Source organism: Solitalea lacus (assembly GCF_022014595.1).
GTDB lineage: Bacteria > Bacteroidota > Bacteroidia > Sphingobacteriales > Sphingobacteriaceae > Solitalea > Solitalea lacus.
Genome location: NZ_CP091740.1, coordinates 841,987 through 866,612, shown reverse-complemented (window position 1 = coordinate 866,612; position 24,626 = coordinate 841,987). Strand labels below are relative to the sequence as shown.

The window sequence follows — 24,626 nt, the reverse complement described above, 5'->3', positions numbered from 1 at the left end:
CTAGCCATTTATTATTGCAAGCCGGTATGTCCATAACCGCCGGCACCACGTTCAGTTTCGGTCAAATTTTCAACTTCCAACCATTCTGCCTGTTCATGCTTGGCGATCACCATTTGAGCTATACGATCACCATTGTTTACTTCGAAATTAACATCTGATAAATTTATCAATAATACTTTAACTTCCCCACGATAATCTGCATCAATTGTTCCGGGTGAGTTTAAAACAGTTATACCATGTTTTAACGCTAAACCACTTCTTGGACGCACTTGAGCCTCGTAACCAATAGGCAACTCCATGTACAAACCTGTTGAAATCAATTTACGCTCAAACGGCTTAATCACTACTTTATCTTCTAAAAATGCTCTCAAGTCCATTCCTGCTGAGGCTACAGTTTCATATGAAGGTGTTGGATTATTTGATTGATTTATGACTTTAATTTTCATGCGTTCTCCTCTAAATTTTAATAATTGAATTAAGCCTTAATAAGTTTTTTAAAATTATCTTTCTCCTTGATAAATGCAAAAGCTAGCAAGGTAATAACCATCAGATTTCTTATAAAAATATTATTACCAAAAACAGTCTGTAATAAAATCACCATTACTACCGACATTCCGATATATATCAATGCATCTTTTAATTGATAAGGAATAGGATAATTTTTCTGTCCAAGCACATAAGAGATCACCATCATGACAAGATAAGCAACTAAGCTGGTCCAGGCAGAAGCCATAAAACTATATTTTGGAATAAATAAAACATTTAAACCAATGGTTAAAATGGCTCCAATTGCCGAAATATACAGCCCATAACGTGTTTGATCAGAAAGTTTGTACCAAACTGATAAGTTCATGTAAATTCCCAAACAAACGTAAGCAAATAGCAGAATAGGGACCACTGACAAACCAACCCAGAACTTTGAGTCGATAAAATGTTTAAGGATATCAATATTGGCCATTAGCCCTACATTGATAACGCATATCGTTATGATAAAATAGTGCATAATGGTAGCGTATGTTTTAGTCGCATTTTCTTTATGGGCATGACTAAAGAAAAAAGGCTCAGCTCCTAACCTAAACGCCTGAATAAAAATATTCATAAAAATTGCCAGTTTACAACAACTTCCGTAAATACCGACTTCTTTTAATGACAGATACCGGTCGAGTAAGATTTTATCCAGGTTTTCATTAATAATAAAAGATAAGTTGGCAATTAAAATTGGCCAGCTATAACTCAGCATTCCTGTCAGCAACTGCCAGCTGAAATGTGCCTGTACTTTTGCTATTTCCGGCAGCAAAAGCAGTAATGTAACTATACTGGCAATAAGATTTGCCAGAAACACATACCCCACCCAATTAGTTTGAATAGTAACAAACAACTGATAACCTGGCCAATGGTGCTTTAACAACAGTGGCACAATAAAAATAAAGAATAAATTCAGCCCAATGAATGTCCCGATATTTATCACCTTAACAAATGCATATTTAATAGCCTTATCATCTGCACGTAACTTAGCAAACGGAATAACACAGATGGCATCAATGGCTAAAATCCATACAAAATAGCGGACGAATGGCAAATAATCCACATTAATACTATCTGATTGCAACCAATCAGCGATATTACGCGATGCGGATAATCCTAAGAATAAAAATGCTACTGCAACAATGGTGACACTCCAAAATGAATTGGAATATACCTTATCTTTATCCTTTTCCTTGTTTAGAAAACGGAAATAAGTAGTCTCCATACCAAAAGCCAAAATGGCATTAATAATGGATGCATAGCTATACAGGTTGGTAAAAATACCGTAAACCGCCTGCGAGTAAATTTTGGTATAAAGAGGGGTTAAGAAGAAGTTGAGAATGCGTGTAGCAATGTTGCTCAGGCCATAAATAGCCGTTTGACCTGCAAATTTCTTTAAAGTTGACAAAACTGCGTTTAAATTTTAGAAGCCAAAAATACTCTTTTTTCGAACTTCAAAAGTTTTAAAACCCTTTAACTCTCCTTCAGAAATATCAACTTTTTGAACAATGGCCCTTTCCGTCCCTTTTTTGCACCATTCAATAAAGCGAGTTAACTGGTCAGCGTTTCCTTCAGCTTCAATGTAAACCGAACCATCATTTTGATTTTCCACGAAACCTTTTAAGCCAAGCAGATCGGCAGTTTCCTTAGTTGCGGCGCGATAAAATACTCCCTGCACTTTTCCGTTTACCAATATTTTGAGATGTTTCATAGCTAAATATTTTCCAAGCTAACTAATTTCCGATATTCTTGCCAAAATATGCTTAAACCATTCGGTATATTTTTCAGGATAAAGCTTTGCTTCTGATACAACGTCAGCAGCTTTAACCCACCTAAAGCCTTCTGCTTCTTCAGGATTCGGCATCACTTCACCATTGAACATACCTGTATAAACATAGTCCAGCTCATACTCAGTCAGCCCATTATCAAAATTGTACTTATAAATAAACTTATACTTATATGTTAACGGGCAGGTAAACCCCATTTCTTCTTTCAGCTTTCGTTGAAGAGTATCTTCCAACACTTCATCTTTCAACGGATGACTGCAACAAGTGTTAGTCCACAAACCTCCGGAGTGATACTTTCCTTTTGCTCTTTTTTGAATCAGCATTTCACCTTTACTATTAAATATGACTATGGAAAAGGCTCTATGCAACAAACCTTTTTGATGCACAGGCAGTTTTTCATCATATCCAATTACATTATCCTCTTCATCAACCAATAAAAGCAACTGACTCATTTTTATTTTCTTAATTTTTTATTGTCAATAACACAATACCATGTGCTGGAATTTGTGTTTCAAAAACATTTTCAAACGTACCCAAATCTTTTTGCCTCCAAACATCTCGCAAGGCAACCTTTCCTCTTAACCCTATCTTTTCAAACTCAAACAAAGCGTTAAGGCTTGTATTGAAAGGATTTAATAATCCTACTGCAATTCGACCTTCTTCCAAAGGTTTGCTCCATATCTGGATACCATTCTCTAAAGTTGCAACTATAGATGCAGCTTTACCCAAAGCATCCTGATTAATCTCAAGAACCTCGGTATTGGTAAGTAGATTAAGTGTAAAGTCATCAAGCTTTTCAACATTAGCACCAATCAACAAGGGGGCTGACAACAGACACCACATGCTCATATGCGTGTATTGTTCTGTTGGTGTAAGTTTAGATTGATGACCAATACCGTTTTCATTAGCCGCAACATAGCCAATCTGCAAAATATCCGGATCATTCCAATTTCCAGGCTTAACCCACTCGGCTTTATCCGATAATTTTAAAAACGCATTATAAACAGAGTTCCAGTTATCACGTATATCATGATCCGTACGCCATAGCTGTCCGCCAGCCTCACCTCCCCATTCCCAAACATCACTCATCCCATACTGACAAATTGAAAATACAATATCTCTTTTTTGTTTACGAAGAATTTCAGCCATAAATGAATAGGGTTTCATCATTTCACTACGAGAATAATTTTTAGCCAGAACCCCATAACTACACCAATCATACTTTAAATAATCAAAGCCAATCTCGGCCCATGATCGTGCATCTAAATGTTCGTACCCATAGCTTCCCGCCACACCGCAACAGGTTAAAGGACCAGGGGAACTATAAATACCCACTTTAAAACCTAAACGATGTAAATCCCTTACCAACGGTTTTATAGCGGTGAAGTTCTTATTGGGCATCAACGTTCCATCCTTATCTCTGGGGTGTCCGGATATTTCAGGCAATGTCCCCGATCTTTCATAATAATCGTATACATTTCCCTCTTTAACACTAAGTTTATTCCAAACTGAATCAATTTGATCGGGTTGATTAGTCCAGGGATCATCAATTTCGATAATGTTCCACCCATAATGCTGCAACCCTCTATCTTTAATAAGTTGAGCGGTCTTACTTATTTTTTCTTGCGTTACAGTGCGACCAAAACTATACCAACTGCTCCATCCCATTGGAGGTGTTAGAGCCAGCTGATCTCCGATCACAAGCGTAAATTCCTTTGTTACTTCACCTAAACTGTTTTTAGCACTAAGGACAATTTTATAATTGCCTAACTTCAAGACAGTCCCGGTTATCACACCACTGATTTTATCAATCCGCACTCCTTTAGGAAGCCCTTTAGCCATAATTTGCATTGGCCGCCTTCCTGAAACTGGCACAGGATAAATAAATTCTTTACCCGGACGAGCTCCATATAAGCGAGGACCATTAATTTTAGGCAACTCCGTAGCTTTCGGCGTTAAAATATAATAATTGGTTGTATCAGACGAAGCCATGAGGTTATGACTAATCGTACAAATAATGCTGACAAAGAGTAGCCTTCTTAACATGAACGGAAGTTTTTTAGCTAAAAACGATTGAACTCCAATTAAATACTATCGATTAAATTATTTTTTTAACAGTTGATTGATTATTAATAAAAAACTTACCTCCATTAACACTAACAGACTCAATTAAATTAACTCCAGGTTTCTTACCTTTTTTTAATGATCCCAAATCATTCCAATTAAAAAATTCCGCACCGTTTTTACACGCCCAATTCAGCATCTGCTCCAAATCAACCAATGGAAAATTTGCTGCAATTGTTTGCATTTCAGCAAAAATGGACAATTGAGTATTTGATGAAAGGCTATCCGTGCCCAAAACCAGCTTTAAACCTGATTCAATAAATAAGCTAATATCAGGCAAGGCGTCCTCAATGTAGATATTCGCATTAGGACATAAACACCAATAATTTTCATCTGAACATGCAAACTTTAAATCTTCAGCGGTTGTAAAAGTATTATGAACAAAGAGCTTTTTATCTGCCCCCATCCAAGGCAGATAAGTTTGTAAGGAACTCTTACCGCTTGGCTCAAAAAATGAAATATCTAACCCGAATCCTTTGTATAAATCCAGGAATAGTCCGGTCTTTCCTTGAAAAAACAAGGCTTCTTCCTGCGTCTCCTGGTTATGAATGGTCCTTAGCTCTGAATTAGGCGATAGGTGATTGCTGCTACTGATTAATTCAAACAACTGCTTAGACACTGAGTAGGGTGCATGCGGAGTAATAGATGCAGTTTGCGGGGCAATTTTATATAACTCTTCCGAACGATTGTAAATAGTTTCAGCATTTGCAGGATTAAACCCAAAAGCTTCAACAAAAGTATGGTAGCGTAATTTTCTGAGTGATTTTTGAGAAAAGGAATGATTAGAATTAGAAATATCGCCTACACCAACAATACCATTGGCAATCATTTCAGATTCTGCCGTTTTTATCGCATCAAGAATTTCTTCTTCTGAAGCATTTCTAAACTTTTGAACATTTTGAATAAAACCTACCAACCCTGTTTTCTGAGGCAATTTGTTTGTAAGGTGAGATAACTCAAGATGGCAATGAGCATTGATAAATCCAGGACAAAGAATCCCTTTAAAACGCTCAACACCTTGCAATCCTTCAGAGGTTGGCAAAACATCAACAATCTGGTTTTCTTTATCGACCAAAATCACTCCATTTTGCAGTGGAGCATATTCAAGAGTTACTATCCAATCAGCAGAGAGTTTTCGCATGTTCCAAAGATAATGGATAACTGTTTTATACTATAATGATGAATAATGATAGAAACAAAGTATTAAATAAAACAACTTAGAAAGGAGCATGCAGAAGCGTAGTTCTAAAATTTAAATCAACAATTAACAAAATCCGTATCTTTGCGCCATGGAAAAGGCATTGGTTAAGAAGGATATACGTGCATATTCACCTGAAGATCTGAAGAAACTATTCTCCGATATGGGCGAACAGGGATTCAGGGCAAAGCAGGTTTATGAATGGTTATGGAAGAAGTCAGCAACTAGTTTTGATGAAATGACTAACCTTTCAAAAGATTTACGTGAGAAACTTAACCAGCATTTTTTAATTAATGCTGTTAAAATTGACAAACAGCAAATCAGTTCTGACAGGACAATAAAAAACACCTTTAAGCTTTACGACGGCAATATCATTGAAGGGGTCTTAATTCCAACAGAAGACAGAATGACGGCCTGTGTTTCATCACAAGTAGGCTGCAGCTTAACATGTAAATTCTGTGCTACCGGTTATATGGATCGAAAACGTAACCTGAATGCTGATGAAATTTATGACCAGGTTGTTTTAATTGACAAACAGGCTCGTGAAAACTATGGCATACCACTTAGCAACATTGTTTACATGGGTATGGGCGAACCATTACTAAACTACAGTGGCATGATGAAGTCCGTGGAGCGCTTGACTTCTGAGGACGGATTAAACATGGCCGCCAAACGCATCACTGTTTCTACTGCAGGAATTGCCAAAATGATTAAAAAGCTAGGCGATGACAATGTTAAATTCAACCTTGCACTGTCACTACATGCTGCAAATGACACCAAACGCAATGAGATAATGCCTATTAATGAACAAAACTCATTGTTAGCCCTGCGTGACGCCTTGAAATATTACTTTGCAAAAACTAAAAATCCGGTTACTTACGAATATATTGTATTCAATGATTTCAACGACGGTTTAGAAGATGCAAAAGAATTGGTTCAGTTTTGTAAACATGTTCCATGTAAGGTTAATATAATTGAATATAACCCAATTGTATTTGCGGACTTTATCAATACCAAAGAGGACAAATTAGAAGCATTTGCCAATTACTTACGAAAAAACAATGTTAACGTACACATCCGTAGAAGTAGGGGCAAAGATATAGATGCGGCATGCGGTCAATTAGCCGTAAAAGAAGGCCAAGAACTCAAATCTTAGTTTTTTCTTATTACATAAAAAAGTAAGCCTGCAAACAATGGACTGCAGGCTTACTTTTTTATGTCATCTTGTGGTTGCTTGAATAGAATTGAAGGAACTAAAGTTAGCTTTACATCAATTGTATACACAACCAACCTTTTTAAAAATGTTCTTAAAAATATTTTCTATTGACTTTCAACTATTTACAATACCGTTTAAATATTTTTTATTTTTTTGTAACCTTTTCCAATGGGTCGCGTAAAAGGACATAGAGAGCGTAAATTTAGATAGAAGGCGGGATTAACTTAGTTAATCTTGCTTTCTTTTTTTATAGCGGTTTCAAGCCGGCAAAAGTCATAAATCCGTCGCAATTTCCGGATCAAGTACAAAAGTTGTGGAGTAGGGAATAAAAGTTCATTTTTGGGCATCCTAAAAAACACCATGCACGAGTCCTATAAAGCCCTGATCCCACTGATCCTTCCTGAATCCATTGAGGAATATTTTGAATTAACTGAGGTGGAGAAAAAAGACGCCGCTATCCATATCTATTTAAAGGAAGTAAACAAGACCCCTGAAGAGTATTCGGCAAACAAATTGCACTCCAAAGGCTTTTTTGAGCCCATCACCCTGCAGGATTTTCCCATTCGTGGTTTTCAGGTGTACCTCCACATTACCCGCCGCCGCTGGATGAACGAGGATACCGGCAAAGTCGTTTACCGCAATTGGGATTTAGTGGCCCAAGGCACCCGCATTACCAAGGGTTTTGCGGCTTTTTTAAAAGCATTCAGCCGATACACAGGCGCATAGCCTGCAAACCATCGCCGGTTTCTATGGCGTGAATGGCAAGAAACTTCATCGCAGCTACCGGAACCGCTTAAGTAATTTTAACTCCTGGAAAGCGGGCAACGATATCGAAAAAGGACTTTTGTTTCCCCAAAACATGGGACCTTATCTTTCCATTGACGAAACTTCGTTGTCCTTAGGGGAACTCTATACCATCATCACAAATAAAGACGCCAGGGGCAAAAAAGGGACCGTTGTGGCCATCGTCAAGGGCACACAGTCCGATGGGATTATTCCCCTGCTCAAGCGGCTTCCCAAACGGTTACGGAACGAAGTAAAAGAAGTAACCATGGACCTGGCAGGAAGCATGAACCTTATTGTCAAACATTGTTTTCCCTATGCCAAACAGGTGATCGATCGTTTTCATGTGCAACAACTGGGGGGAGAGGCCTTGCAGGAAATTCGCATCCAGCATCGCTGGAAGGCCATAGAGGCGGAAAACAAGGCCTTGGAAAAGGCCCGAAAAACCCAAGCAGAATATCATCCGAAGATCTATGCCAACGGGGATACGCTCAAGCAATTGCTGGCCCGCAGCCGCCACCTGCTGTATAAAGCCCAGGTGAACTGGAGCCAGGAACAAGAAAAACGGGCAAGTCTCCTCTTTGAGCTATATCCAGATCTGGGACAGGCTTATGCATTGGCTCAAAAGCTCTCCTGGATTTACAACCACTCCTCATCTAAATCCCTGGCCTTAACACGCTTGGCCCAATGGTATGACCAGGTAGAAAAGGCCGGCTTTAAAACGTTTAATACCCTGTCCAAAACCATACAGCTCCATTACGAACGGATCCTGAACTACTTTGACAACCGCAGCACCAACGCTTCGGCCGAATCGTTCAATGCTAAAATCAAAGCCTTCCGGAGTCAATTCAGGGGTGTAAAGGATGTACCTTTTTTCCTTTTCAGGCTTACTAAATTATTTGCTTAAGAAAGGGTTGCTCCACAGGTTTTGGGATTGATCCCAATTTCCCAATACTTCTACTCTATTTATTTTAACGTTTCAAACAAAAATCTTCAAGTCTATAAAGTCTTAAAGAAAATTATATTCACTTTAACACAATGAAAAAAGGCGATGATTTTCGTCATCGCCCTGAATATATCCTAATCAGTTTTACCACTATTTGTAAAGAGGAAAATCGTGCATCCACGTATTAACCTTTTTCTTCACCTCTTTGATCTCAGCATCATTATCTATGTTCATTAATACTCGATCGATCAACTCAACAATGGTATCCATATGCTGCTCTTGCATACCACGAGTGGTAATTGCTGCCGTACCCACACGGAAACCTGAAGTAACAAACGGAGATTTATCATCAAAAGGAACCATGTTTTTATTAGTGGTAATATCCGCAGCAACTAAAGCATTTTCTGCAGCCTTACCGGTTACATTTTTATTACGTAGATCGATCAACATTAAATGATTGTCAGTTCCGCCTGAAATAATTTGATAACCACGCTCAATAAAGGCTTGTGCCATGCGAGCAGCATTTTTCTGCACCTGAACAATGTAATTTTTATAATCGTCTGTCAATGCTTCGCCAAATGCAACAGCTTTACCGGCAATTACATGCTCCAAAGGACCGCCCTGCATTCCAGGAAATACGGCGCCATCCAAAATAGCTGACATCATCTTTAACTCACCTTTAGGCGTTTTTTGTCCCCATGGATTTTCGAAATCCTGACCCATCATAATCATACCGCCACGAGGACCTCGTAATGTTTTATGTGTAGTAGTTGAAACTACATGGCAATGTTTCATTGGATCATTCAACAACCCTTTTGCAATTAAGCCTGCAGGGTGAGCAATATCAGCTAATAGTAAAGCTCCCACCTGATCAGCAATAGCTCGGATACGAGCATAATCCCAATCGCGAGAATAAGCCGAGGCACCACAAATCATCATTTTAGGCTTTTCGCGCATTGCAACTTCTTCCATTTGCTTATAATCAATCAAGCCTGTTTCTTTTTCAACTCCATAAAAATGAGGCTGATATAAACGGCCCGAGAAATTAACCGGAGAACCATGCGTTAAGTGGCCACCATGAGAAAGATCAAATCCTAAAATCTTATCGCCAGCTTGCAATAATGCCAAAAACACTGCAGCGTTAGCAGAAGCACCTGAATGCGGCTGTACGTTTACCCAAGCAGCGCCAAACAATTGCTTTGCACGGTCAATAGCCAATTGTTCAACTTGGTCAACAACTTGACAACCTCCGTAATAGCGTTTGTTAGGCAAACCTTCGGCGTACTTGTTAGTCAAACAAGAGCCTTGTGCTTCCATTACTTGCTTACTAGTAAAGTTTTCTGATGCAATTAGTTCAATGCCTTCTTCCTGGCGTACTTCTTCTTTAGCGATTAGATCGAATAGAACGGAATCTCTGTTCATGTGAGAATTTGTTTTTTTAGTGTGTTTATTTAGGGGAAACCAATTGTTTCATCGGACAGAAAACAAATAGCTACCACTTTGAAATTCAGGAGTCGCGAATTTAATAACTCTTTTTTAGAATTAAGAAGAAGCTGTTAATATTGAATTGATTTAGGACAGAAAATAACAAATTGATAAATTCAGAATCCGTCTATTTTTCCATTTCCTCTACCGGTTCTTCAACTGACTCTTTAGGGGATATCCAGAAATTATTATATCCCAGCCCAATGCTGATATCCAGAATTTGCTGCTGCAGTAATTCTAAAACCGCCAGAAAACTATAAACCAATTGCACCTTATCTTGGCTGATCGCCAGTACATCCTCATAACTCACCCTGTTCTCCGATTCAAACAACTTCATCACTGCCACCTTTTGCTCTTCAATAGAATATGGATATTGAACAACTGTATGCACCACTTGCTGTTTGCCTGCAGCAAAACGTTGCATTACTTTTTCATAAACAGTCAATAGGCGATATAAATCCAGCGTTTGAAGCTCCTCTCCTGGTGCAGCCTGACTGGCAATTTGTTCAAGTTCACGAGCTATATTGCCGCGCCTCTCCTGCTTAAACCGCTCATCTTCCAGTTGGTGAAACTCATTTAAGACTGCCTTATACTTTTTGTATTCAAGAAGTTTTTGTACCAAATCCTGACGAGGGTCAATCTCATTACCCTCTGCATCCAATTCAGGGCGAGGGATTAACAGTTTGGCTTTAATACGCATTAAGGTAGCTGCCACCAAAATAAACTCACTGGCCAATTCAATATTCATGGCTTGCATAGCATGAATATAATCTAGAAAGTCATTAGTGATTTTTGCAATCGGGATGTCGTGAATATCCAATTCATCACGCTCTATAAAGAATAGAAGTAGATCAAATGGACCCTCAAACTGGGCTAACTTAATTTCGAAACTCAAAGCTTAATTTCTGTTTGCCGCAAAAATACATTTCCCAATTAATTATCAATACTATAATTTCAATCTTCACACAATAACTTTCTTAAACCTAGCTTATTAATTGAATTAACAATCAATCATTTATTACTACATTTATTAATAGAGCAGTGAAACCAAAGCGATTTTCTACCGTTTAAGTCATATATTTGCTGGCTTAAACAAATTAGTGTTTATTTAAACTAGAACAATGCAGGTTGAAGCGGGACCATTGTTAAAAACAATTAATTATCCTTCTGATTTAAGAAACTTGAAGGAAGAGCAACTGAAGGAAGTTTGTGAAGAATTAAGGCAGTATATAATTGACATCGTTTCTGTAAACGGTGGACATTTTGCAGCCAGTTTAGGTGTGGTCGAATTAACAGTTGCCCTGCACTATGTATTTAACACCCCTTATGACCAATTGATTTTTGACGTAGGCCACCAGGCTTACGGACACAAAATACTTACCGGGAGAAGGGAGGTTTTCCATACTAACCGTTTGTACAATGGAATCAGTGGATTCCCGAAACGTTCGGAAAGTGAATACGACACTTTTGGCGTTGGCCACTCATCAACCTCTATTTCTGCTGCCTTAGGAATGGCAGTAGCCTCTCATTATAAAGGAGAAAAAGATCGGCAACATGTTGCTATTATCGGTGATGGCTCAATGACAGCCGGGATGGCATTTGAAGCGTTGAATCATGCCGGAGTTGAAAACTCCAATCTGCTAGTAATCCTAAACGACAATTGTATGGCAATTGACCCTAACGTGGGAGCACTAAAAGAATACTTAACCGACATAACCACTTCTCAATCATACAATCAATTTAAAAGTGATGTTTGGAAGATATTAGGGCCAATAAGTAAGTTCGGTCCCAATGCCCGTGAAATTGTAAAAAAGATTGAAAAAGCTATTAAAGGTAGCATCCTAAAGCAAAGCAATTTCTTTGAAGCATTAAAATTCCGCTATTTCGGACCTATAGATGGTCACAATGTGGAGCATATGGCTAAAGTCCTGGAGGATTTGAAGCACATTCCAGGACCGAAATTATTGCATTGCCTCACTGTAAAAGGGAAAGGCTACGCTTTAGCAGAGCAAGATCAAACCAAGTGGCATGCTCCTGGTTTATTTGATAAAATCACTGGAGAGATAAAAAAATCAACGTCCACTTCTCCTCAACCCCCAAAATACCAGGATGTATTTGGACATACCATAGTTGAATTAGCTGAACAAAACCCTAAAATTATGGGTATTACTCCAGCTATGCCTTCCGGATGCTCATTAAATATTATGATGAAAGTCATGCCAAACCGAGCTTTTGATGTGGGCATTGCTGAACAGCACGCTGTTACCTTCTCCGCTGGCTTAGCCACGCAAGGAATGGTTCCGTTCTGTAATATCTACTCCTCATTTATGCAGCGAGCATACGATCAGGTAATCCATGACGTAGCCATACAGAAGCTTAATGTGGTATTTTGCCTAGACAGAGCAGGCATTGCCGGAGCCGATGGCCCAACTCACCATGGTGCATATGATTTAGCTTATATGCGTTGCATTCCGAATATGACTGTTTCGGCTCCAATGAATGAAGAAGAGTTGCGTAACCTCATGTTTACTGCTCAACAAGAAAATATGGGACCATTCGTAATTCGTTACCCAAGAGGCAACGGCGTTATGCCTGATTGGAAACGTCCAATGCAAGCTATACCGGTGGGAAAAGGCAGAAAAATTTGTGATGGCGAGGAAATTGTCATATTAACAATTGGAGCAATTGGAAACCAAGCATTAAAAGCTTGTAAAGAATTAAGTGCCGAAGGTATTAATCCTGCACATTATGATTTGCGTTTTGTAAAACCACTTGATGAAGAGCTGCTTCATGAAGTATTCAAAAAATACAAAAAGATTATAACTGTCGAAGACGGCTGCATTGTTGGAGGCATGGGTTCAGCAGTTTTAGAGTTCATGGCAGACAATGGCTATTCAGCCCAAGTTAAACGCTTAGGCATCCCGGACTCAGTTATTGAGCATGGTGAACAAATAGAACTTTATGCAGAATGTGGCTACGATTCAAATGCAATTATTGCCGCAGTAAAAACGATGACAGAAATTAATCCGACAAAACTTTTGGCAATATAGATTTGACTTTTGTTAATATTAATCGAGTAGGAAGATAGGGATTATTTCCCTATCTGTCCTCTCACACCACCGTACGTACGGTTCTCGTATACGGCGGTTTGTTAAAATAACGACGGTTGCCCATCGGCTTGCCATTGACAATAATAATGCTGAAAACCCCAATAGCCTTTCTTTTTCCAGTAGCTGACATTCAGCGTTCTAAGTAAAATGGGGCTGTGTGCAACTCTGGCTGCACCTTTACTTGTGTTGCCCCACTGATAGGCCAATGATTTTCCTACTTCGAGTTTTATTAGGTTGGAGACTTTGGTTCGTATCCGTTTCCATCTCCTCCAGGTGTTGATTCGCAATCGGGTTCTTAACCATTCATCAAGTTTCTCCATTTTACTTCTCGCATTGGCGATTTTAAAGTAGTTTACCCAGCCTCTGATGATTTCATCGAGCTTTTTAAGCTTGTTTGCTTCTGGGCTGGGGTTACTTGATTGGGTTATCCTTTTACATTTCGCTTTCACCCTTTGGAAGGGCTGTTCTCCTATTCTAATCTGCCAGCCTTTCTTTGTTTTATAAAAGCTGAAGCCAAGCAGGTAGCTGTTGGAGGGTCGGCTGATTTTCGTCTTTACCCTGTTTACCTTTAGTAGTAGCTCCTTTTCTATGTATTCTATGATTCCGGCAGCTACTCTTTGGGCTGCTTTCTTACTTTGTACATAGATACTGCAATCATCGGCATAACGCACAAATTTATGTCCCCGCTTTACCAACTCCTTGTCCAGCTCATTTAAAATGATGTTGGAAAGCAATGGGCTTAACGGGCTACCTTGAGGGGTACCTTCGCTGCGAGGGCTTAGCACTCCGCCTTCCATTATGCCGCTTTTCAGGTAAAGGCTGACTAGTTTTAGGGTGCGTTTGTCTGCAATCTTCTTACTTAGTAAACCCAGTAGTTGCTGGTGGTTTACCTTGTCGAAGAATTTCTCCAAATCCAGCTCTATTATCCATTCCCGGCCTGTGTTAAGGTACTTTTGGGCAGTCATTACTGCCTTATGGGCATTCTTACCCGGCCTGAAACCAAAGCTGTTTTCGTTAAATTCCTGTTCGTACTGCGGAATTAGCCATTGGGAGACCGCTTGTTGCAGCATCCTGTCCACTACACAAGGAATTCCTAGCATCCTTTTGCCGCCCTGTGGTTTGAGTATTTCTACTTTCCGCACGGGTTGTGGCTCATAAGTGCCTTGGAGTATACTTTTCAGTAGGGCTTGATAGTGGGCATTTACATAGGGGCGAAGTTCATCGCTCTGCAGATGGTCAATACCCGCTGCCCCTTGGTTGCGTTCTACGGCAACAAGGGCTCTTTCAAGGTTCCTTCTGTCGAATATTCTCTCTAGCATTACTTTAACCGATAGCGCATTCGGGCAATTCCGTCAGTTTCTTTCATTTTCTGCTAAGCTCCTTCTGCAGTCTACTTTCGGTTTCCGACCTTTCCTCATGCAGACAGTTCTCTTACGTGTTTCGGCTTTTTTTTTTCCGCTTCAAATGATTTAGCTGTTTCCTTGCCAATTTTAACATTCAGCCCTTTTCCCAACATTACTTGGAATACTATGGCTTCTGCTGACTTCTGATAACACCAGTTCTTGCATCCCTGCAAGCTGTTTCCGCTTTGGGTTGCGCTTCTCCCGCTGCCAGATTGTTATCAGATCTCTCAGGGTAAGTCTAATCGCTTTCCTCTCATGTAGCCTCTGCATATACATTCATGGCATCTGTGTAGTGTGGGACTTTGATTTCTTTAGCAATCTTATCCTGCCATGGCTGCCTCTTATACAGTTTCTGTTCGTAGGCTCGAGAGTTTGCCTTGGGCTTCCTTCTATGTTGTAAAGCAAGAGATCTGGAAGTTTTTTTAATGATTACCTTTGTGATATAAATCCGAAGAGGAAGTGGGCGCTGCTGGAGAGCAACTCACCAGCAATAGGATTTATGACGGTGAATATAGCTTTGAAGCCCCACAATGACAGGGGCTTTTTTGCTGTATTCATTGTCCTAAATGGCTAAAGAAAACTCTCTTGCCCTGAATCTTCAGACACACCTGTCTTTTCAATGAACTAAAAGCCTATAAAAACATCCTTCTATTAGCAGAACCGGTAAATCGGGCTGCAATGCCGTGTTTAATTTTTTATAGATAGTGAGCTGTAGCCTTCAGATAGCAGATACAGAATGACCAGCACTGCAGGCCGTATGTTTGTAAAGGAATAAGTTCCAGGAAGTTATGTAAATTTAAGAAAGAACCCCTAAAATTTTATAACACTGGAACTTATGCAACCACAAGTTAATCAATTAGATTTTAGCGGTCAAAACATTTATGTTGGTTTTGACGTGCACTTAAAAAGCTGGCAGGTTACCGTTATGACTGAACTGCTCACCCATAAAACCTTTTCGCAGCCACCTAAACCCGAAGTATTACACCAGTATCTCCGGCAGAATTTCCCCGGCGGCACCTATCATTCCGCCTACGAAGCAGGCTTCTGCGGCTACTGGATCCATAACCGCTTGGAGGCTCTGGGCATTCACTCCATCGTGGTCAATCCTGCCGATATTCCCACCACCGATAAAGAAAAAGTGCAAAAAGAGGATTCCAGGGATAGCCGTAAAATCGCACACTCATTAAGAAGTGGCGCCTTAATCCCGATTTATGTTCCTTCCAGTAAAACCCTAGAGGACCGTTGTTTAGTTCGCACCCGGTCCATACTGACCAAGGACCTTGCCCGGTATAAAAACCGGGTAAAATCGTTCCTGTACTTTCATGGCATTGAACTACCTGCGCCCTTCACCAAAAAACAGTCCCACTGGTCGAAACCTTTTGTTGATTGGCTGGAAAGCATCGCTATGGCTGAGCAGAGTAGTAAAACGGCCCTGCAGGCCATGATTTTAGAAGCGAAACATTTGAGAGCCTCTGTATTGCAACTCACCCGGCATTTACTAGAGCTATCAAAAACAGGTACTTACCAGGAAGCCATCGCTTTACTGCGAAGTATCCCTGGCATCGGATTATTAACGGCCATGACCTTATTAACCGAGCTGGAGACGATTAACCGGTTTAAAAACACGGATCAACTCTGCAGTTTTATAGGACTCATCCCCTCGACGCATTCAAGTGGGGAAAAAGAACTAGCCGGTACTATCACCCGACGGGGGCATAGCGTGCTGCGCAGCGCCCTGATTGAAAGTGCATGGGTAGCCGCACGCCTGGATCCGGCACTGACTAAAAGTTTTCATGAGTATTGCCGGCGAATGGAACCGAATAAGGCCATCGTAAGAATAGCCCGGAAATTACTCAACAGAATCAGGTATGTATTAATAAACAAACAAGAATATGAGTGTGCAGTGGTTAAATAAAACTAAAACGCCATATAAAAACATCCTTTTAATCTGAGACTGATAACACGCTTCCTGCAGTGCTGGTCATTCTGTATCTGCTATCTGAAGGCTACAGCTCACTATCTATAAAAAATTAAACACGGCATTGCAGCCCGATTTACCGGTTCTGCTAATAGAAGGATGTTTTTATAGGCTTTTAGTTCATTGAAAAGACAGGTGTGTCTGAAGATTCAGGGCAAGAGAGTTTTCTTTAGCCATTTAGGACAATGAATACAGCAAAAAAGCCCCTGTCATTGTGGGGCTTCAAAGCTATATTCACCGTCATAAATCCCATTGCTGGTGAGTTGCTCTCCAGCAGCGCCCACTTCCTCTTCGGATTTATATCACAAAGGTAATCATTAAAAAAACTTCCAGATCTCTTGCTTTACAACATAGAAGGAAGCGTGTTATCAGTCTCAGATTAAAAGGATGTTTTTATATGGCGTTTTAGTTTTATTTAACCACTGCACACTCATATTCTTGTTTGTTTATTAATACATACCTGATTCTGTTGAGTAATTTCCGGGCTATTCTTACGATGGCCTTATTCGGTTCCATTCGCCGGCAATACTCATGAAAACTTTTAGTCAGTGCCGGATCCAGGCGTGCGGCTACCCATGCACTTTCAATCAGGGCGCTGCGCAGCACGCTATGCCCCCGTCGGGTGATAGTACCGGCTAGTTCTTTTTCCCCACTTGAATGCGTCGAGGGGATGAGTCCTATAAAACTGCAGAGTTGATCCGTGTTTTTAAACCGGTTAATCGTCTCCAGCTCGGTTAATAAGGTCATGGCCGTTAATAATCCGATGCCAGGGATACTTCGCAGTAAAGCGATGGCTTCCTGGTAAGTACCTGTTTTTGATAGCTCTAGTAAATGCCGGGTGAGTTGCAATACAGAGGCTCTCAAATGTTTCGCTTCTAAAATCATGGCCTGCAGGGCCGTTTTACTACTCTGCTCAGCCATAGCGATGCTTTCCAGCCAATCAACAAAAGGTTTCGACCAGTGGGACTGTTTTTTGGTGAAGGGCGCAGGTAGTTCAATGCCATGAAAGTACAGGAACGATTTTACCCGGTTTTTATACCGGGCAAGGTCCTTGGTCAGTATGGACCGGGTGCGAACTAAACAACGGTCCTCTAGGGTTTTACTGGAAGGAACATAAATCGGGATTAAGGCGCCACTTCTTAATGAGTGTGCGATTTTACGGCTATCCCTGGAATCCTCTTTTTGCACTTTTTCTTTATCGGTGGTGGGAATATCGGCAGGATTGACCACGATGGAGTGAATGCCCAGAGCCTCCAAGCGGTTATGGATCCAGTAGCCGCAGAAGCCTGCTTCGTAGGCGGAATGATAGGTGCCGCCGGGGAAATTCTGCCGGAGATACTGGTGTAATACTTCGGGTTTAGGTGGCTGCGAAAAGGTTTTATGGGTGAGCAGTTCAGTCATAACGGTAACCTGCCAGCTTTTTAAGTGCACGTCAAAACCAACATAAATGTTTTGACCGCTAAAATCTAATTGATTAACTTGTGGTTGCATAAGTTCCAGTGTTATAAAATTTTAGGGGTTCTTTCTTAAATTTACATAACTTCCTGGAACTTATTCCTTTACAAACATACGGCCTTCAGATTCCTTCTCGCGAAGGACACCCTTGCCGTCGGCTAACACTTCCCACTACAAAGCGTGTTCGGGACTTGCACCCTAGAGCTATTAAACATGCCTGACGCACTAAAAAGAAATCGTCCGAAACTCTAGAGTTCGGACGATTTCTTTTTATCTGCTTAATTTTAAAAGTCGTAATACAAGTTACGGAAGGAGCTTCTTAGACCAATACTAATGATAGTACTCTTATTGGGGGCTACATCATTTTGCTCATTACGGTAGGTCAATCCTGTTTCTATCCGTAAATTATACTTTGAATTTAGAACATAAGCAACTTTTACATCTCCATAATACAAATTAGTTGTAATTCCTTGTCCAATTTTATTTTCGTAATCACTCACACGCGTATCGTAAGGTTTTAAAACATCTTTCCCATAATTAAGACCTTCAGGGTCCAATCCATAATAACCATAAGAGAACTGCCCCCGAAAATCAAATCGTTTCCAGGTGTAGTTAACAATTCCTAAAAACTCTTCAAAGTTAGCCCCCCATGGGTGAGCCAGTGGCTGGGAAAAATGTACATAGTTATTGGTTGGTTTTCCATTATTAGGATTCACAACACCTTCAACAATTGGGATACGAGCCGTATAGGTATATGGACGAACAATGTTCATTTCTCCCTGAAAATGAAGATTAGGAATCTTGAACAGATCAAACGAACGGAACCCTATTTGCGTCCCCCATTTATTGGCCCAGTAACCATTTCCTCCAAAGAATTCTTCAGCGGTAAATTCATTCAAGGCGAACTGCCCGTACCACGTAAATTTAGGCAACATTTTATACTTGGCCGTTAATCCAACTAAAGCCTTATCGGGAGAGCCATTGGCAAACTCTACGGGACGGAAAAACAACAGAGGATTAAGGTAGCTCCAATCAAATCCACGTTTACCCAGAGAGTCAGCGTCCATCCAGATAATATTTTCAAATAACCCAACTGAAACCTTCGGCGAAATATTCCAATCTAAATAATGAAACACGCCCCATTTCTTACGATAACCATTTTGATAATCTAACTTAGGCGATTCCCGATCAATCATTTGTGACCACATGATCATATATCGAAGATTCCAAACAGTTCCTGTTAGCTTCAAATAAGGATATGGAGCTGTAGCGTCGGACAATAACAAGGAACGATAGCCATCTCCAATGAAGTTCTTATCATATCCAAAATCTACATTTAGAAACTTAGAAGGAGTATAGGAAATGCGGCCTTGCGAATAAGAGTAGTCAAATCCATTATCTCCATAATTTTTAAACTCACCCTGACCAGGTATTACACCAAGATTTCTAGCCTGCTTTTCAACATAAACCGGAAACACGCCTTGATTTTCATAAAAAGAAGTATAGAATGAAAATTCTTTCCCAATTCTTCCACCAACCAAAAAGCCTCGGGTATTCAACCAGGTTGTCCTTTCGTTATTAAAATCCTTGCCAACCAGAAAATCTGGCAAGAAATCTAAGTACAGGTCAAAATCCGGCTTTTGCAACTGCAATAAATGCTCATCAAACAGCTTTCTTCCAAACCAGGTCTTGTGTTTAACTGAGTCTTGCTTAAGAAACACTGAATCCTTATCGTTTAAAACATAAGGACGAAAAGAGGTGTGCCTGGTTACAGTATCAGCATAGAGTAGCTTTGCTTCTTGAGGAGTTAAATACGTCCCAAGACGACCAACTGTTTGGGCTTTAGAAAATTGAATTGAAATAAGTGTAAAGACACAAAGAAGAATACTCTTGTATGAATATCTCATGCAATTAGATAAATGAAAAATATAGGGGAGCGAAATTTTTAGTTTTTTGCAATACGCTCAAGGATCGACTCCACAAACTTATCTTTTTCTTCTTTTAACGTTGGTTCAATTGTTTTGCTTGTTCGTTTCACCTCTAATTGAATTCCTTTTTTCTTGCGCTGACTAAGCAAAATAGTGAGAGCTGAGTTACAAAGAATTGCAAAAACCGCAAGCGTCATCAGCAATTGTATAGTACCAATATATTGAAAGGTCAAGGCTAGTCCAATAAACAGCACGTTAACACCCACCAAAATCAAAGCACCCATGGTATGCGATAAATTCAAGTCGATCAAGCGGTGATGCAGGTGATTTCTATCAGCTTTAAAAGGAGACTCACTATTTAAAATGCGCAAAGTAAAAACACGCGTTGTATCAAATAATGGAATAATCAGAATTGCCATAACCAAAGCTGGTGATGGATGAACACCCAGTCCCAAAGCGGTAATTGTATGCGTATTACTTGAATCAACAAACTGAATACTAAGCACAGCACATATCATTCCGACTAATAGAGAACCCGTGTCGCCCATAAATATTTTAGCAGGAGATACATTATAAATCAGAAATCCAATTAAGGAACCGGCCATAGCGATAGCCATATAAGACCAACCCGGTTCACCCATCATATAGAATAACAAGGAATAAGTCAATGATACAACGACACCAAGGCCACCAGCCAATCCGTCAATTCCATCAACCAGATTAAAGGCATTTACAACGGCAACAATAACAAAAACTGTTAAAGCTACACTTGCCGGATAAACTATTTCAGTCAATCCGAATAAGCCATACATGCTTTTAATGCGAATATCGGCTAAGACAGCTATTATCAACGCGGCAACAATTTGCGCTATTAATTTCCTCACAGGACTCATTCCTACCAAGTCATCTTTCAAGCCTACAACGAACAGGATTATTCCAGATGCTAAAATGATACCTGCCTCTGGCAATACTGTACTTTTAACAAACAGAGAAGTAGAAAATAAGAAGCCTGTAAAAATGGCAACACCACCCAAATTAGGAATAATCTTTTTATGAATTTTACGATCTTCGGTAGGTACATCAAATAAACGTTTCCTAAACGCCACGTATATAATTGATGGAATAGAGAAACTAACCACCAAGAGGGCTGAAAGGAAGATGAGTAAATGTAAAATCATAAAATAGTATAAAAACGATAGGCACTAATCCAAATCAAAGGCCAAAGATACAACATTTTAGTATTTTGCAAGGCCGATTGTGAATGGATACATTAACTTATCATTAATTTTATTTACAATGTTAATTTTAAGATTCCATGCCTTAAAAAATGAAAAACCATCTTGAATTTTAATCTCATGGATGTTCATTTTTTCCACTTTGATCTCAACGTATTATTTTCAGTACTATAGTAAAGCTACTTGTTCAGAAACTTGCTTAATCTCCTGTTCTAATTCCTTGGGGTAAATCAACAACACATCCTTATCATCTACAATAATAAAGTTATTCAAGCCTTTAACGACCGCCTTCTTCCCTTCAGGCAGATGCATAATGTTGCCTTCCGCTTCAAAGCTGAGAATCTGATCTGAGTTACTTACGTTTTGGTTTTCATCTTTTTCAGCCACTTCATATAATGAAGCCCATGTCCCCAAATCAGACCAACCGAAATCAGCAGGGAGCGTAAATACATTGTCCGCCTTCTCCATAATTGCATAATCAATGGAGATATTAGCCGACTGCGGATAAAACTCATCAACAAATGCCTTTTCCGAAGATGTATTATAATGAACCATTCCAGCCTTGAATAACTCATAAATCTCGGGAGAATTTTGCTGAAATGCTTTCAGGGCCGATTTAACATTCCAAATGAAAATGCCTGCATTCCACACATAATCTCCTGAAATTAAAAATTCCTGAGCCTTTTCCAGTTTAGGCTTTTCAGTAAAACGGATTACCTTTTTAATGGCACCTGCATCAGTCTTCATGTAATTGATATAACCATATCCGGTATCGGGACGGGTCGGGGTTATCCCTAAAGTAAGTAATGAATCATTGGTAGCTGTGAATTCCAAAGCAGAAAGAATCTTCTCAACAAATACTTCTTCCTTTAAGATAAAATGGTCGGAAGGAGCCACAACTACATTGGCATTCGGATTTTTAGCAAACAACTTAAACGAAGCATAAGCAACACAAGGAGCCGTATTATTACGAGACGGCTCACAAATAATCTGTTCTGCGGCAAAATGCGGCAATTGCTCTTTCACCAATTCTCTGTATTGTTCATTGGTAACAATAAATATATTTTCCTGAGGCGCTACATTTTTGAACCGCTCCACAGTTAACTGCAAAAATGATTTACCAACACCTAAAATATCGATAAACTGTTTAGGATATTCTATCCGACTTTTCGGCCAAAAACGAGACCCCACACCCCCGGCCATTATGAGGATATAATTACTTTGATTCATTATGTTCTAGTTTATTTTGATACACTATCGGTATAATCATTTATAAAAGTATCTTTAATTTCTTCATAAACTTTCTTTATACCTTCTTCCAAAGATATACTGGCTTTCCATCCTAAACTTGTCAGCTTATCAACATTCATTAGTTTACGCGGTGTTCCGTCTGGTTTTGAAGTATCGGTTAAAATTTCCCCTTTAAATCCAACAATTTTCTTTATCAGTTTGGCTAATTCGAGAATCGAAATATCTTCTCCTACGCCAATGTTAACCAATCCCGGTTCATTGTAAGTTTTCATTAAAAACACACAAGCATCAGCCATATCCTGAGCATGCAAAAACTCACGTTTAGGACAGCCTGTCCCCCAAATGGTAACAGCTGATTCATTGTTTTCTTTTGCCGTTATTAACTTTCGCAATAAGGCCGGTAAAACATGCGAATTATTTAAATCGTAATTATCATTAGGTCCATACAAGTTGGTAGGCATTACCGAAATAAAATTACAACCATATTGATCCCTGTAAGCATCACACATTTTAATACCAGCAATTTTGGCGATTGCATAAGGCTCGTTAGTAGGTTCTAATTCCCCAGTTAACAAATAATCTTCTTTCAATGGCTGAGGCGCCAGCTTAGGATAAACACAAGAGGACCCTAAAAACATAAGTTTCTTCACCCCATGTAAATAAGATTGATGAATCACATTATTCTGAATCATCAGATTCTCGTAAATAAACTGTCCCCTATAGGTATTATTTGCAAGTATACCTCCTACTTTAGCCGCTGCTAGAAATACATATTCGGGCTTTCCCTCGGCAAAAAATTGGGCTACAGTAGCCTGATCTGTTAGGTTTAATTCTTTTGAAGAACGGCAAATAATATTAGTAAACCCTTCTGCCTGAAGCTTTCCCATGATCGCTGATCCAACCATCCCGCGATGACCGGCAATGTATATTTTAGCGTCTTTTTCCATTTTTAACATAAGAAAAGCGGCTTTTAGGTCCGCTTAATTAGATTTATTTAAAACTAAAACTCTATTCTACTCTGTGTAGCTCCGTGGTTAAATTATATTACCGCAGAGTTGCATAGAGTTTACAATATTATTCATATTGATTTTTAACCGCATACCCAGCATCGGCCAGCATTTTTTCCTTGCGGAAATGTGTAACATCAGCAGCCATCATTTCTTTAACCAAGGCAGGAAGGTCGTATTTGGGTTCCCAACCCAATTTTGTTTTGGATTTGGTTGGATCACCAATTAATAAATCCACTTCAGTTGGCCGGAAATAGCGTGGATCAACAGCAACTACTTCAGCTCCCTCTTCAAGAATAAAATCAAGATTTGAACATGAAACCACATAAGCCTTTTCATCCACACCTTCTCCTTTGAATTCAATTTCGACTCCAACCTCAGCAAAAGACATACGCACGAAATCGCGCACAGTAGTGGTTACACCAGTAGCAATGACATAATCTTCCGGTTGGTCTTGTTGCAAGATTAACCACATGGCTTCAACATAATCCTTCGCATGTCCCCAATCTCGCTTCGCATCCAGGTTACCTAAGTATAATTTATCCTGTAAGCCTAAAGCAATTTTTGCAGTACCACGCGTTATTTTACGGGTAACAAAGGTTTCGCCACGTAAAGGACTTTCATGGTTGAACAAAATGCCGTTGCAAGCAAACATATTATAAGCCTCGCGGTAATTCACCGTAATCCAATATGCATACATTTTTGCTACTGCATAAGGAGAACGCGGGTAGAAGGGAGTCGTTTCTGATTGTGGAACTGCTTGTACCAAACCATACAGCTCAGAAGTTGAAGCCTGATAGATTTTTGTTTTTTTCTCCAAACCTAAAATCCGAATGGCTTCTAAAATACGAAGAGTACCAATTCCATCTGCATTAGCCGTATATTCAGGTGTATCAAAGCTCACCTTAACATGACTCATAGCCCCCAAATTGTATATTTCATCAGGCTGCACTTCCTGAATGATGCGAATTAGATTCGTTGAATCACTTAAATCTCCATAATGCAATTTAAAACGTACATTTTCATCGTGAGGATCCTGGTATAAATGATCAATACGATCAGTATTAAATAATGAAGAACGGCGCTTTATACCGTGTACTTCATATCCTTTTTTTAATAAAAATTCTGCTAAATATGCTCCGTCTTGGCCTGTGACACCTGTAAGTAGTGCTTTTTTCATTAAAATATTTATGCT

At 39.6% G+C, this 24,626-nt stretch carries 20 protein-coding genes; 5 read left to right on the top strand and 15 right to left on the bottom strand.

The window, feature by feature from the left end; all coding sequences use genetic code 11:
- Positions 1-11: 11 nt before the first annotated feature.
- Genes dut through L2B55_RS03675 form a run of 6 tightly spaced genes read right to left on the bottom strand, consistent with a single transcriptional unit; the run spans position 12 to position 5,577 of the window.
- A complete protein-coding gene (gene dut / locus L2B55_RS03700; protein WP_237848945.1) occupies positions 12-446 on the bottom strand; it encodes a dUTP diphosphatase in 435 nt (144 codons plus the stop codon).
- A gap of 29 nt (positions 447-475) precedes the next feature.
- On the bottom strand, positions 476-1,933 hold the full coding sequence (locus L2B55_RS03695; RefSeq protein WP_237848944.1) for a lipopolysaccharide biosynthesis protein: 1,458 nt from the start codon (positions 1,931-1,933) through the stop codon (positions 476-478).
- 15 nt (positions 1,934-1,948) lie between these two features.
- Positions 1,949-2,236: an acylphosphatase gene (locus L2B55_RS03690; RefSeq protein WP_237848943.1), complete on the bottom strand. Its 288-nt coding sequence runs from the start codon at positions 2,234-2,236 to the stop codon at positions 1,949-1,951.
- An 18-nt stretch (positions 2,237-2,254) separates the two neighbouring features.
- Positions 2,255-2,764 (bottom strand): isopentenyl-diphosphate Delta-isomerase, encoded by a 510-nt coding sequence (idi, locus tag L2B55_RS03685; protein ID WP_237848942.1) that lies wholly within the window; start codon positions 2,762-2,764, stop codon positions 2,255-2,257.
- A gap of 10 nt (positions 2,765-2,774) precedes the next feature.
- The gene (locus L2B55_RS03680; protein WP_237848941.1) at positions 2,775-4,358 is read right to left on the bottom strand and encodes a glycoside hydrolase family 27 protein; all 1,584 of its coding nucleotides are present in this window, start codon (positions 4,356-4,358) and stop codon (positions 2,775-2,777) included.
- 52 nt (positions 4,359-4,410) lie between these two features.
- The gene (locus L2B55_RS03675) at positions 4,411-5,577 is read right to left on the bottom strand and encodes an amidohydrolase family protein (RefSeq protein ID WP_237848940.1); all 1,167 of its coding nucleotides are present in this window, start codon (positions 5,575-5,577) and stop codon (positions 4,411-4,413) included.
- Positions 5,578-5,725: 148 nt separating this feature from the next.
- Between L2B55_RS03675 and rlmN the strand changes: the two genes are divergently transcribed.
- The 3 genes from rlmN to L2B55_RS03660 all read left to right on the top strand — a co-directional run bounded on the left by rlmN (position 5,726) and on the right by L2B55_RS03660 (position 8,540).
- A complete protein-coding gene (gene rlmN, locus L2B55_RS03670) occupies positions 5,726-6,790 on the top strand; it encodes a dual-specificity RNA methyltransferase RlmN (protein ID WP_237848939.1) in 1,065 nt (354 codons plus the stop codon).
- A gap of 420 nt (positions 6,791-7,210) precedes the next feature.
- Positions 7,211-7,576, top strand: coding sequence for an ISAon1 family transposase N-terminal region protein (locus L2B55_RS03665; RefSeq protein WP_237845721.1), 366 nt, complete (start codon positions 7,211-7,213; stop codon positions 7,574-7,576).
- 28 nt (positions 7,577-7,604) lie between these two features.
- Complete coding sequence (locus L2B55_RS03660) at positions 7,605-8,540, top strand: ISAon1 family transposase (protein WP_237848938.1); 936 nt, start codon at positions 7,605-7,607, stop codon at positions 8,538-8,540.
- Positions 8,541-8,729: 189 nt separating this feature from the next.
- Here the strand turns inward: L2B55_RS03660 and glyA are convergent, their stop codons facing one another.
- Together glyA and L2B55_RS03650 are read right to left on the bottom strand one after the other, a co-directional pair.
- The gene (gene glyA / locus L2B55_RS03655; protein ID WP_237848937.1) at positions 8,730-10,001 is read right to left on the bottom strand and encodes a serine hydroxymethyltransferase; all 1,272 of its coding nucleotides are present in this window, start codon (positions 9,999-10,001) and stop codon (positions 8,730-8,732) included.
- Positions 10,002-10,191: 190 nt separating this feature from the next.
- Positions 10,192-10,959 (bottom strand): segregation and condensation protein A, encoded by a 768-nt coding sequence (locus L2B55_RS03650; protein ID WP_237848936.1) that lies wholly within the window; start codon positions 10,957-10,959, stop codon positions 10,192-10,194.
- Between the two features lie 226 nt (positions 10,960-11,185).
- Here L2B55_RS03650 and dxs point away from each other — a divergent pair, with 226 nt between their 5' ends.
- Positions 11,186-13,114: a 1-deoxy-D-xylulose-5-phosphate synthase gene (dxs, locus tag L2B55_RS03645; RefSeq protein ID WP_237848935.1), complete on the top strand. Its 1,929-nt coding sequence runs from the start codon at positions 11,186-11,188 to the stop codon at positions 13,112-13,114.
- Positions 13,115-13,215: 101 nt separating this feature from the next.
- On the opposite strand, the gene ltrA is transcribed toward dxs, so the two are convergent.
- A complete protein-coding gene (ltrA, locus tag L2B55_RS03640) occupies positions 13,216-14,493 on the bottom strand; it encodes a group II intron reverse transcriptase/maturase (RefSeq protein ID WP_237848934.1) in 1,278 nt (425 codons plus the stop codon).
- 919 nt (positions 14,494-15,412) lie between these two features.
- Here ltrA and L2B55_RS03635 point away from each other — a divergent pair.
- Positions 15,413-16,492 (top strand): IS110 family RNA-guided transposase, encoded by a 1,080-nt coding sequence (locus tag L2B55_RS03635; protein ID WP_237845150.1) that lies wholly within the window; start codon positions 15,413-15,415, stop codon positions 16,490-16,492.
- Positions 16,493-16,966: 474 nt separating this feature from the next.
- Here the strand turns inward: L2B55_RS03635 and L2B55_RS03630 are convergent, their stop codons facing one another.
- The 6 genes from L2B55_RS03630 to gmd all read right to left on the bottom strand — a co-directional run bounded on the left by L2B55_RS03630 (position 16,967) and on the right by gmd (position 24,611).
- Positions 16,967-18,046 carry an IS110 family RNA-guided transposase gene (locus tag L2B55_RS03630; RefSeq protein WP_237845150.1) on the bottom strand — a complete coding sequence of 360 codons (1,080 nt, stop codon included), beginning with the start codon at positions 18,044-18,046 and terminating at the stop codon, positions 16,967-16,969.
- Between the two features lie 248 nt (positions 18,047-18,294).
- A complete protein-coding gene (locus tag L2B55_RS03625) occupies positions 18,295-19,917 on the bottom strand; it encodes a hypothetical protein (protein ID WP_237848933.1) in 1,623 nt (540 codons plus the stop codon).
- A gap of 38 nt (positions 19,918-19,955) precedes the next feature.
- Positions 19,956-21,116, bottom strand: coding sequence for an MraY family glycosyltransferase (locus tag L2B55_RS03620; protein ID WP_237848932.1), 1,161 nt, complete (start codon positions 21,114-21,116; stop codon positions 19,956-19,958).
- Between the two features lie 225 nt (positions 21,117-21,341).
- Positions 21,342-22,403: a mannose-1-phosphate guanylyltransferase gene (locus L2B55_RS03615; protein ID WP_237848931.1), complete on the bottom strand. Its 1,062-nt coding sequence runs from the start codon at positions 22,401-22,403 to the stop codon at positions 21,342-21,344.
- Positions 22,404-22,414: 11 nt separating this feature from the next.
- On the bottom strand, positions 22,415-23,371 hold the full coding sequence (locus L2B55_RS03610) for a GDP-L-fucose synthase family protein (RefSeq protein ID WP_237848930.1): 957 nt from the start codon (positions 23,369-23,371) through the stop codon (positions 22,415-22,417).
- A 127-nt stretch (positions 23,372-23,498) separates the two neighbouring features.
- Positions 23,499-24,611: a GDP-mannose 4,6-dehydratase gene (gene gmd / locus L2B55_RS03605; RefSeq protein ID WP_237848929.1), complete on the bottom strand. Its 1,113-nt coding sequence runs from the start codon at positions 24,609-24,611 to the stop codon at positions 23,499-23,501.
- Between the last annotated feature and the right edge of the window lie 15 nt (positions 24,612-24,626).